The organism is Facklamia sp. P12937, assembly GCF_050409505.1.
GTDB lineage: Bacteria > Bacillota > Bacilli > Lactobacillales > Aerococcaceae > Facklamia.
This window is the reverse complement of sequence record NZ_JBNUPI010000010.1, coordinates 14841-26731: the sequence shown is the minus strand read 5'-3', so window position 1 is coordinate 26731 and position 11891 is coordinate 14841. Positions and strand designations below refer to the sequence as shown.

The following is an 11891-nucleotide window of genomic DNA, read 5'->3' as shown; positions in this document are numbered from 1 at the left end:
TACTAGTCACCTTCTGAAAAGCGACGTAACCAGTTGCCTTTAGGATCAATTAATTCAATCCATTCTTTAATAGCTGGTTGTAATATATTCGCAACGGACCCTCGGACACGATAAAAATCAGCATTTTGACTTCTACTAACTTTCTCTAAGTCTGCCATATCAAAGTGATGGGTAAAGGCTTGTTGAATGGTTGTTGTTTCATCTAAACAGACAGCATAGATCACTATTTTCTCCCACTGATCAATAGTTGAAAATCGCCTTAAATCAATTTGATTGATGTTACGTAAGTCTTGCTTAAATAAATTCCAAACGAGTCTTTGTTGATTATTTGATTTTTGATGTTTTTTTTGCTTGCTTAATAAGAAAAGAAAGACCAATTGAATAATGAGCATACTTGCAAGCGCTAATAAAATCCAAACTAACCATTGACTTCTTTGCTGATTAAACATGTCGTAAGAAATTCCTATAGCAAAGAGGACTGTCAAAACATTACTGGCAATGGCTAAAAGAGGTGAAAAATTTTTGTGTTTATTTTTTAAATGATCCGCTGAAACACTTTTCACTTCAATGGCATCAGTATATTTTTTCCACAAATCTTGATATTTCTTCTTTATTTGTTTTTGTTGGCGAATTTTTACAATAATTTCTTCTAAAGTTATGACTGCTCCTTCCTTCATACTTAAGCTAATTAACTCTAATGCATAGCGTTCATGGCTCGGAAGGTGGGTGTATCTTGATCGGTCTTCTAACAATTGAAAAGCCAGAGTGTAACCGCTTCTTATTCGACTGTGACTCCTATTTTTCATTCTAACCGGAAGAATCTTCAAATACCCTTTTCTTCCTAATTCTAACAGACTAGCCGCTAACTCATTAGACCCAGGGGCTTGATCATAAACAACCGCATTAATCAAACAAACATCCATCGGTTCAGGTATCATTCCTAATCTAGTCTTCTCAACCATGGGAATTGTGTCGTTCTTTTTATTTAATTGGTAGCTACGATAAAGAAAGAGGGTCGCAATAAGAGGAATAAGAATGGCTAAGAAGGTTCTTAATAATAATTGATACTCCTTTTGTTTAACTTGATCAGCGATATCTTTTTGAATTTGAGCTTCTCTAATTTCAATCGATTGTTTCCCTTTAATATCGATTATATTGGTATTATTGGGAGTAACCGATTTAGGGAAAAACATATGAAGAGAAAGAAGGTCATTATTCTCTGTAGGGTGATTGATGAAAAGATTCAAAGTAAAAGTGGTTTGACCTTCTTGATTAAGCATTTCGCTGTTTTCTACTTTTCCTCCTTGTAACCAATAAGAAAGTGCTTCCTCCTCAATCAAGCCAGCAAAAGACATCATCAACTTCAGTTGGCTTTTTCTTTCTTTGGCTGTATCGACTAAAGGAATCCAGCTTCCTTCAAAATAAGCACCATCTTGGTAGTTAGTCACTGATTGCTCCAAATCATATTCAATAATATACTCCACTGTATCATTGACAACCGGATAGCTTATAATCAGCCTTGCTTCTTGTGGGGTTTGAGTCATTTGATAGCTTCCTGCTACTCCACTAGAAGTTTCAGCAAGATAATTAATGGATTGATCTTTTTCGATCATTCCCATTCGATAAGACGATAAATTCTGATTTTCAGTAGGAATACTTAATTCTAATTGATTCAGATACTCAGCCTGGATTTGATAATATAGACGTACTTGGGTCCTACCTTTAGCATCTATTGTCGCTTCAATGCTTTGTTCTTTGACTTCATAGGCATTTTCTTGAGCAATTACTGTATGATGCAAAACTCCTCCAATTAGAAAAACAGAAAGAATGATGCTATAAATTATGTGTTTTCGTAATGTCTGCAAACAAAAATAAGTCTTCATATCTCACACCTTTACTCTTTCACTACTAATTTTTAAAAAGTTATCTTTTAATTTTTGGGTTTTTTGTTAACAACATTACCCTTAATAGCATCCACTAATACTGAGATCGTCTGACCACTCTCTTTACGATAGTAGATTAATTCCCAAGCGGGTAAATATAAATTAAATTGCTTGGTTTCAACTGAACGAAAATAGCCTAAAGTCATTGAAACTATTTCAGCATCGTTGGGCAAGGTGGTATCAATTCGGTTTTCTACAACAGCAATTACCTCATTGGTTGAGATTAATTGTCTTTGATCTTCTAAACGTACAAAAGGCTCTTGATAGGTCTGCATATAAGAAATCATGTCATAATTTTCATCTAATAAAATACGAATCTCTGCTGTTCCATCAGAAATTGGTACTGCCGATTTCATGGAAGAATCTTCTAAACTTCCCCCTTTTTTAGTCACCATCCGAATGATAATCATTCGCTCTTGCGGAGAATACCAATGATTTAAATAAAATTCTCCATTAATAAAGTAAGTAGGGTCTTTTAAGATATTTTCATGAATCCATGCAAAATCTTCATTAGTTAAACTGTATGTTTCCTCTCCAAGAGAAATGTCTAATTCGACCGGACTTGAGAATTCACTAACCAAGACGCCATCTGGATCAAGTGAAACAATTTGATTTTGTAATTGTTGTCTTTTACTCCACAATTCATTGTTAGGGGTGTTTTTTAACACTGCCAATTCAGGAGCATTATCGTTCAATTCAACAGCATCCTTGAATTTAATTCCCCGATCTTTCATTTCCTGAACGGGATTAATTTGAGCTGTCGGGTCTTGAAAGTTGAGACCAAATGCTCCGCGCTCTACTAGGAGATAGGCTAAAAACATATCAAAAATTACAAAGAAAACAAGCAATATAATTTGTATCCTTTTGAAATCCATTTTTTCTCCCTTCTATCCTCAGTCAGCTAAGCATTGGTCCTGGCGTCTCTTTGCTGCAGCATAATGCGTAGACTGCCATCTTTTAATTGATCAATCGAATAGACTTGAGTCCCTACTACAAAAAACCACTTTGGTACCAAATTCACTTTCTTGAAGTTTTCCATATCTTTTTGCCATTCGAAGCCTAAAATAATTTGATTAAATTTTGAGAATTTGAGATTCTGTTCTTCTAAAAGCTCAGCAATTTCTGCTCCTGATTCAACAAGCTGAGGTGAAGATAAATCTGAAATGTTTACACCTAAAATCACTAAAGACATTTGTAACTTTTCTAATTTTAATTGACTGCGTTGCGAAGTGAATCTCAATTTGCTTGCTCCATAATCCGGTAAAGTAGGATCTGAAAAGATAGGCATCCCTGCTAAAAAGCGACGCAAAATCAACTGGTTATTTTGCTCAGAAAAGACTCTTACATCTTCCCCCCAATAATTAAACCGCTCAGCTAATTCTAAGCTTTTTTGCAATAAATCCTTTTGCGTTACTAAATCCTTTTGCGTTACTAAATCCTCTTCACTCCTTAAAAGACCGTTAATTTGATTATTATGATGGTTTACAGTCATAATATTGGTGTCATCATCAATCATCAAACTACTATTATAAGTATGATAAGAACGCACATTATTTAAGTCGGGTTGAGTAATATCAAAGTTAGCTCCTTCAAATACTGGATCAATAAAATAATTTTCAGGTACTTTTTCAAGAGAATACACTTGACTTGGAGAAGCTAAGGATTCTTTAGGCAGATACACTGTGTCTCGATTAATCTCATATTCAGCCATTTCAATTCGATCAGCAGATCCTGTAGCAATAGCGGCAAACAATTGCTCAATATCTATCGATCGTCTAATTCTCCCTTCCAAGAAGGATTTATTGACAGAATCTACAAAATAAACTTTTCCTGGCTTTTCAACGGGAAGGATGACACGGTTGACCTTGAATTGAGTAGATGCACCCTCTGGTATTTCGACCATATCTTCTAATAAAAGTAGCGAAATTTTTGTCAAATAGATAAATTGGATATGATCTTCGCCCATGATCTCATCCAATTGAATCGGATCAATTTGTGGTTGATTATCCACTAGCACAGTGATGGGCTCATCAGTTAATTTATGAACTTCTTGAAGAACTTGAGATTGATAAGCATGATAGTACTTACCTTCATTTTTAATAATAAGTTGGTAAGGGGCGACCAAGTCGGTAAGTTCTAACTGATGCGTTTGAAAATAGGGTTGATCAATCGTTACCTCACCTATCTGCATATCTGACTTAGGTAAATCAGCATATTTTTGATAAAGCATTTTAAAAGCTTGATTATTAATTAGAAAATAAGAAAAAACAATATTTATGAGAATAGCCACTATTAAAGAAACTGAAATCCAAATTCGTTTTTTCATTAGGCATCCTCCCAATCATCTTCGAACTCAAGCTCAGTATATGGAAGAGAGAAAAGGAATATTGAACCTTTATTCTCTTCACTTTTAACCCAAATTTTACCGCCATGAAGTTCAATTACTTCTTTAGAAATGGCTAACCCCAATCCAGTACCTCCCTGTTGGCGCGAACGTGCTTTGTCTACTCGGTAAAAACGATCAAACAGATAGGGAAGATCTTTTTGCGGAATTCCTAGGCCTGAGTCTTTCACACTAAATACAACATGGTCACGATAATCCGCCAAGGTTACAATTATCTTACTACCATCAGGGGAGTATTTCATCGCATTATTCATTAAGTTATCAATCACTTGAGTAATACGGTCTTGATCTATTTCTACATAAATTTCTTTTGAGGTTAAATGACGAACAATTTGGTACTTAGGTTTATCTTCACTTTCTAAGGTAAACTCTGCCCGGTCTAGGATATAGTTAACTAAACGCTTAAAATCAATATATTCAAAGTTTGGCTTCACTTGACCGCCATCTAGCTTAGACAAATCTAGCAAATTACCAATCATCCGAATCATGCGATTAGATTCTGATTGTATAACCTCAAGAAACTCCGGAGCAAGCATTTCATCTTTCCAAGCTCCATCCACTAGGGCTTCCGAATAAGACTTGATACTTGTCAGCGGGGTCCTTAATTCATGAGAAACATTGGAAACAAAGTCACGACGTTCTTGTTCATTTTTCTCTTGTTCAGTAACGTCTTGAATCACACAAACTAGGCCCGTTACAAAGCCTGTTTCTCGCCTGATCACTGAAAACTCACATTTTAAAACCGTCTTCATCCCATCGACGAAGCGATTAACTAAAACCTCATGATCCCCTTTTAAAAACTTAGCTAAGGTATAATTTTCATTAATGCCTAGAGTTTCTAAAATCGGCTGACCTACAGCTTCGTTTTGATACATGTCTAATAAGAGTAAGGCTCGATCATTTACTAAGAGAATATTTCCTCGACGATCGGTACCAATTACGCCATCAGTCATATGTCTTAAAACACCATCTAAGCGTTGCTTTTCCGATTCAGTCGATTCTTGCGCATCTCTAACTTTTACAGCCAGGTCATTAATGGTTACAGCAAGGTCTCCTATTTCATCATGTCCAAAGACTTCAGCCGGAAAATCATATATTCCTTCCGAAATGCGTAAAGCTTGTTGCCGCATATTTTCAATCGGGGTAGTAATCCCTTGCGAAAGCACAAAGGCTAAAATAAAACCAGCTAAAATGGCAATTAAAATGGCTCTTAAAAAGAGATCTGTTACCTTCTCTCTTTGTTCATTTATCCGGTCCATTTCTGTTTGCACAGCAATAGCCCCTAGCATGACGGTTCGATCTCCCTTGTTCGAAAGAATCGGCTTCACCACATGATAAGGTTGTTGAAAACGAATGAAATAATCATCCTCTAAGGGACGTTGGTTAATTAAAACATTACGGACTAATTCATCATTCGTGCGAGTTCCAATCGAAGAACGCTCAGCCAAGTCATTAGTAGCTAATAGATAGTCTTGTGAATTAACAATTTGAATTTTAGTGGAATAGGTTGAACTGAAAGAATCCAGCGCCTGTTCTAGGCGCTGGTTACGGTCTTCAGTCGTCAATTGTTGATCTTCTAAAATGGGGACAACATTATTGGTAAGAAAATCGATTTGCGTATTTATCTGTTCCTTCATTGCAGTAACGGTCTGTGTTTCCAACTGATCAATAAAATAGATACTGACAAACTGAAAAACGATTACTAAAATCACTACAAATAGCAAGGGAATTTTCACATAAATCGATTGTATCCATAAAAACGAACGATTCATTAAACTGCTCCCTACTCTTGATCTGGGTTCTTAAGAAAATAGCCAACCCCTCTTCTGGTGATAATATAGGTCGGATGACTTGGTAAATCTTCAATTTTTTCACGTAAACGTCTTACAGTAACATCCACTGTTCGAACATCACCAAAGTAATCATAGCCCCAAACAGTTTCTAATAAATGTTCACGCGTCATCACTTGGCCAATATGTAAAGAAAGGTAATGTAACAATTCAAATTCTCGGTGAGTTAGCTCGATTTCAACTCCATTTTTTGAAACAATATAGGCATCTTGATGAATAATCAAGTCTCCCACTTCGATGTCATTATTTTGAGCAGCTTCTAGTTCTTCTTCTCTTACAGTATTTCGACGTAAATTAGCTTTAACACGAGCAACCAACTCACGGTTTGAAAAAGGTTTTGTCACATAATCATCTGCACCTAACTCTAGGCCTAAAACCTTATCGATTTCAGAGTCTTTAGCGGTTAACATAATAATTGGCACAGAACTGGTTTTTCGAATCTCACGGCACACCTCGAGTCCCTCAATTTTAGGGAGCATTAGATCTAACAAAATGAGATCAGGTGATTTTTCAGCAAACTTTTCAAGAGCTTCTTCACCATCATAAGCTGTCTCTACTTCAAATCCTTCATTTTTTAAATTAAATGTAATGATGTCTGAGATTGGTTTCTCATCGTCCACAACAAGAATTAATTTCACGCTGTTTCACTCCTTATCTCCTTCTCATAAAAAAATTAACGAGGAAGGGTTTATTATTGAGCTTGCGACTCCTTTTTTCTTCTATGCATATTATACCTTTATCATGTAAATAGTCAAAATACGACACTTTTAATTGCTTTGTTTTTGGCTTTAAAAATCAATCTTATCTGATTCTTTACGAATCATTAGCAAACCATCTCCTAAAGGAATTAAACAAGAACGGTGTTCTTTGGAAGTTAAAACTACTTGATGCAACTCATTGAGTTTACGATGAATTTTACGAACCCGTTTGGGAATCTCTTTTTCGTCGTGTAAAATGGTTCCTCCTTGAAAAACATCGTCAATAATCAAGATCCCTCCAAGTCGCAAAAGACGCATACACTCAGGTAAAAATTCGATATATTTTGCCTTGGCGGAATCCATAAATATAAGATCATAAGCCTCATCTAGCTGGGGCAATAAGTCTGCTGCATCTCCTTCAAGAAGTTCAATACGATTATTTAGCCCTTGTTTAGCAAAATTTTCTTTTGCCCTTTCATACATATCAGGGTAGCGGTCAATGGTGGTTAAGTGTCCATCATTTCGTAAGTGCTGAGCCATTAAACTAGCAGAAAAACCAATAGCTGTTCCGATTTCTAAAATGCGCTGGGGTTGAAGACTTGCACATAAAAAATCAATAAACTTTGCTGTTTCATGAGGAATGACGGGTATTCCTCTCTCGTTAGCATAGGCTTCTATCTCTGCAACTTGTCCTTCAAAAGGCAATTGACCCTCTCGCATAAATTGAACGATGGATTCCATCACTACCGGTCGATGCATCATTTCATTTAACATACTTTCATCTCCTAATAAATAAAGAGTGAACGAGAAGGTCTTTTGACTCACTCGTTCACTGCGGTTTGTTTTATTTTTTTTCAGTATCTAAACCATAGTCATTATCCCGACGATCGCTATCGTGCTCAAATTCATAGAGACTATAATCTGTTTCTAAAGCATAGGCTGAATCATGAGTGACTTGAATACCACGGATTCTTCCATTTTCAACATTACTGGTCGTTAAGACATAGTCATTCATTCTGACTGATGTACGCTCGTCATCATCTGGTACATAGCCAATCACTTGAATCATCAAACCAGCGATAGTATCTACTTCCTCTGAGTCTAAGTGCTCATCAAAATAATGATTGAACTTTTCTAAGGTCATAACGCCATTAATGTAATAATTCATATCATCGATCTTGCGAACGACAGAAGCGGTAATATCGGACTCATCATTGATATCACCTACTATTTCTTCAATTAAATCTTCAAGAGTAACGATTCCCTCGACACCACCATACTCATCTCGTAAGATAGCCATATGGGTCTCTTCTCGACGGAATTCCAACAGCAAGTCATCAATATAGGCCGTAGAAGGGACAAATAGAGGATCGTTAGCAATTTCTAAAAAATCAATCTGATCAAAGCCTTGTTGACTGGCCGTTTTTAATAATTGCTTAACATGGAGCACACCAATGACATTATCTTTACTTTCTTCATAAATAGGCAAACGTGAAAAAGGACTATTTAAAATAGTTGTGAGAATTTCATCGTACTCATCTTCTATATCAACCATTTGTGTGTCGGTCCGTGGAACCATGACCTCTCTTGCAAGCTTAGAGTCAAGCGACAGGACTCCTTCAAGCATTGAATACTCCGCTAAATCGATTGTTCCTTCTTGTTGGCTTTGGGTTAGAATAGCCACCATTTCTTCACGGGTAAACTGGTCATTATCAGCATTGAAATCAATAGGTGTTAACCGTTTTAAAAAGCCAGTAGAAACCGATAATAAGGCAACAAATGGAGTGAATAGTTTTTGAACCCATTCAACAATGGCGCTAGTAGCCATAGCTACTTTGTCAGGCATTTGTAAAGCGATTTGTTTAGGGTAAAGCTCACCCAAGACCAAGGTCACATAAGAAAGCAAGACCGTTACTATCACTATTGAAAGTGACTTCGCACCCGGAAAAAATGGTATCCATCTTACTATATAATCTGCAAAACTTGTTGCAGCTGACGCAGATGAAAGGAAACCTGCCAAAGTAATTGCTACTTGGATGGTCGCTAAAAAATCATCTGCATTATCGATTAATCTCAGCACTCGTTGTGCTTTTTTGTTCTGCTCTTCTTCCGCTAACGTTCTCATTCTCGATTGGTTAATTGAAACAAAAGCAATTTCTGCTGCAGCGAAAAAAGCGTTAATTGCGGTTAAACATAAAATTAAGACTAATTGCGCTATCAGTGAATTCTCCGAAGAGTCCATAGTTAAGTTCATTTCTCCTTTATGCATCTAAAAATTTCGACTACTTTTATAATAGGTAATTTCAATATAAAAAGCAACACTTTATCTGGATAGAAACTAGCAAATTATTAAAAAACTATGAGAGAACGATTGCGCATTTTAATTACTATGATAAAATAGGAGAGTAGATGCCAACTTTTACCTAAATAATTAGTAAAGAATTGGAGAAACTAATGATTGAAGACTTAATGACACCCAAAAATGCCCTTCTCACTCTACCGGAAACATGCACTTGTCTAGAAGCTATTGAATTATTAGAAAAAAATAATCTTCGTTGCGCCCCGGTGGTAGATGATAGCCAATCCATTTTCCGTGGTAACATTTACCGCTTCCATATTTATCAATATAAATTTCATCATCCTGACGCTGATCTTAGTTCTTTACCCGTGACCCGCTTTTTAAAAAACACCACCAAAATTATCCGTATTCACCATTCAATTTTGGAATTGTTTTTTGCTATAAAAGACCTACCCTATGTTGCTGTCTTAAGTAAGGAACATACCTTTTTAGGGATTGTGGAACACACAAACTTTCTGAGCTTTTTAAATCAAGCTTGGGATATGCCGGTCGTAGGCTATATATTAAAAGTAGAAGCCCTCGGTAAAAAGGGCAATCTCACTAAGATTGCCCGTCTAGTTAACCGTTATTGCGATATTTCTTCCTCAATGACCATTGATAAGACCGATTTTAACAACCGTTCCTATATCCTCTTTCAAATCCACCAAGATACTAGCCGTCTTACCTTTCAAAACCTCGTTCAAGATTTGCAACGCCGTAAATACACGGTTGAATTCTGGTACATTTAAAATATTTATCCCCGCTAACCTCTAATCGAAGAAGAGTTAACGGGGATTTTATAATTATTTAGGAAAATAAGGATTGTTCTGGCGCTCTTGGGCTACAAACGTTGGGTTGCCATGTCCAGGGTACAACTGATAATTATCACTCAAAGGTAAAATTTCGCGTTGAATACTTTCCATTAATTGTTGATGACTAGCATTCGGTAAATCCGTACGTCCAACACTGCCTGCAAAAACAAGGTCACCAGATATCACAAATTCATCCTCATCAAATAGATAAATCACATGACCTGGACTGTGTCCGGGTGTATGCTTCACTTCAAACTTAAAAGAAGCGATTGAAACTTCCCCCATACTTTCCCAAAGATGATCAGCTTTACGCTGAATAATCGGTTGAGTAAGCATTGTAGACAAGTTTAAGGCTGGATCACCGAGGAAATCAGCTTCTAATGTATGTACATAGACTGGAACGTGATAATAATCTCTCAATTGGTCTAAACCACCAATATGATCAAAATGGCAATGGGTTTGAAGAATAGCTTTCGGTTTCCAGCCTTGACCATCAATCCATTCAATCAATTTATCCGCTTCTGCACCCGGATCAAAAAGGATGACCTCTTGATTGGGATGAATCACTACATAAGTATTTTCCTGCATAGGACCCACTGTTTTCATAGCTACTTCTAACATATTATCCTCCTATATATAAATTCGAGGAACTCTTTCACTAATACATGATAATATTTCATAGGAAATAGTTCCTGCCATATGTGCCAACAAAGAGGGGTGATTATAATATTTACCATCTTGACCGATTATTGTCACTTCCGTTCCCACAGGGAATTCCTTGGGTAAACGAATCATTAATTGATCCATATTAATCACACCTAAAACAGGGCATGCATATCCTTCTACCAAAATAGGAATTTTAGCATAAGCGCGAAGCCAACCATCGGCATAGCCAATCGGAATAGTACCAATCCATTCATCCTCTGGACTTTCATAGCTTGCTCCATAAGAAATACGCGTTCCTTTTTCAACTTTCTTCACATAGGACAATTCAGACAACAATTGAAATGCTGGCTTCAAATTAAGTTCATTTGTAGAATTTTTACTGCGTAAACCCTCTTTATCTAAATGATAATCAGTAATTTGCTGGTCCGTCACTAAATCTTCAGGGACACAGTCTCTACTATTGAGACCATACATGGAAATACCTAAGCGTATAATATCTGATCGGTCGCCAATTGCAGGATAAAGTCCCATGGCTGAATTATCAAAGTGTCTTAAAGACACAAAATCAGGAATATAAGAAATTAAAGCTTGCCAACGCTCCCATTGATAGTCAATATAACTTAAGGGGCCACCACCAGCCGTTGCAAAATGAGTGAAAACCCCTTGCCAATTTAGCCACGAATAAGCTTTAACGCCTTCAACAAAGGCTAGTACTTCTTCTTTGGTCCTTAACCCCACTCGTGACATCCCCGTATCCAGCTTCAAATGAAATTTTAATGGATTCTCTTTCAACAGATTCTCTTGCTGATTCTTTTTAAGCTGGTGGAAAGACTGGTCAAAAAAGCTTAAATCTGAAACAGTAATCGTTAAATCATAATATAAAATCTCGGCTATTCCATAGGGTAATGTTAAGCCCATTACTAAAATTGGTATTTTAGTCAGACCCAGCTTGCGGAGTTGGATGGCTTCATCTACTGTGGCAACGCACAATCCATTCACACCTGCTTCAATGGCTGCCTTAGCAATTGGAATTGCTCCATGTCCATAAGCGTTGGCTTTAACTACTGCATATATTTGTTGATGTGAAGCTTTCTTATCTTGGTATAGCTTGATATTATGTTTAATGTTTTCTAAACTAATGACTGCTTGCGTTGGGCGGTGCTCACTTGCTCGATACATT

The 11891-nt window shown here is 36.6% G+C and carries 10 protein-coding genes; 1 reads left to right on the top strand and 9 read right to left on the bottom strand.

From position 1 onward, the window contains the following. Positions 1-2: 2 nt before the first annotated feature. From ACQV2R_RS04940 to ACQV2R_RS04910, 7 genes are all read right to left on the bottom strand, one after another. A complete protein-coding gene (locus ACQV2R_RS04940; RefSeq protein ID WP_428875122.1) occupies positions 3-1799 on the bottom strand; it encodes a DUF2207 family protein in 1797 nt (598 codons plus the stop codon). Between the two features lie 131 nt (positions 1800-1930). Continuing rightward, entirely contained in the window at positions 1931-2818 is an 888-nt protein-coding gene (yycI, locus tag ACQV2R_RS04935; protein ID WP_428873984.1) for a two-component system regulatory protein YycI, read from the bottom strand. A 26-nt stretch (positions 2819-2844) separates the two neighbouring features. Further along, positions 2845-4269: a two-component system activity regulator YycH gene (locus ACQV2R_RS04930; RefSeq protein ID WP_428873982.1), complete on the bottom strand. Its 1425-nt coding sequence runs from the start codon at positions 4267-4269 to the stop codon at positions 2845-2847. Continuing rightward, positions 4269-6119, bottom strand: a complete 1851-nt coding sequence (locus tag ACQV2R_RS04925; protein ID WP_428873981.1) for an ATP-binding protein — start codon at positions 6117-6119, stop codon at positions 4269-4271. The genes ACQV2R_RS04930 and ACQV2R_RS04925 overlap by 1 nt, the downstream gene beginning before the upstream one ends. A gap of 11 nt (positions 6120-6130) precedes the next feature. Next, positions 6131-6835 (bottom strand): response regulator YycF, encoded by a 705-nt coding sequence (gene yycF / locus ACQV2R_RS04920; RefSeq protein WP_428873980.1) that lies wholly within the window; start codon positions 6833-6835, stop codon positions 6131-6133. 150 nt (positions 6836-6985) lie between these two features. After that, positions 6986-7669, bottom strand: a complete 684-nt coding sequence (locus ACQV2R_RS04915; protein ID WP_428873979.1) for an O-methyltransferase — start codon at positions 7667-7669, stop codon at positions 6986-6988. A gap of 70 nt (positions 7670-7739) precedes the next feature. Next, positions 7740-9137 (bottom strand): hemolysin family protein, encoded by a 1398-nt coding sequence (locus ACQV2R_RS04910; RefSeq protein ID WP_428874023.1) that lies wholly within the window; start codon positions 9135-9137, stop codon positions 7740-7742. A gap of 212 nt (positions 9138-9349) precedes the next feature. Here ACQV2R_RS04910 and cbpA point away from each other — a divergent pair, with 212 nt between their 5' ends. Further along, on the top strand, positions 9350-9982 hold the full coding sequence (gene cbpA / locus ACQV2R_RS04905) for a cyclic di-AMP binding protein CbpA (protein ID WP_428875121.1): 633 nt from the start codon (positions 9350-9352) through the stop codon (positions 9980-9982). Between the two features lie 54 nt (positions 9983-10036). On the opposite strand, the gene ACQV2R_RS04900 is transcribed toward cbpA, so the two are convergent. Together ACQV2R_RS04900 and alr are read right to left on the bottom strand one after the other, a co-directional pair. After that, complete coding sequence (locus tag ACQV2R_RS04900; RefSeq protein ID WP_428875120.1) at positions 10037-10666, bottom strand: MBL fold metallo-hydrolase; 630 nt, start codon at positions 10664-10666, stop codon at positions 10037-10039. 9 nt (positions 10667-10675) lie between these two features. Beyond that, positions 10676-11890, bottom strand: a complete 1215-nt coding sequence (gene alr, locus ACQV2R_RS04895; RefSeq protein WP_428873976.1) for an alanine racemase — start codon at positions 11888-11890, stop codon at positions 10676-10678. Between the last annotated feature and the right edge of the window lies 1 nt (position 11891).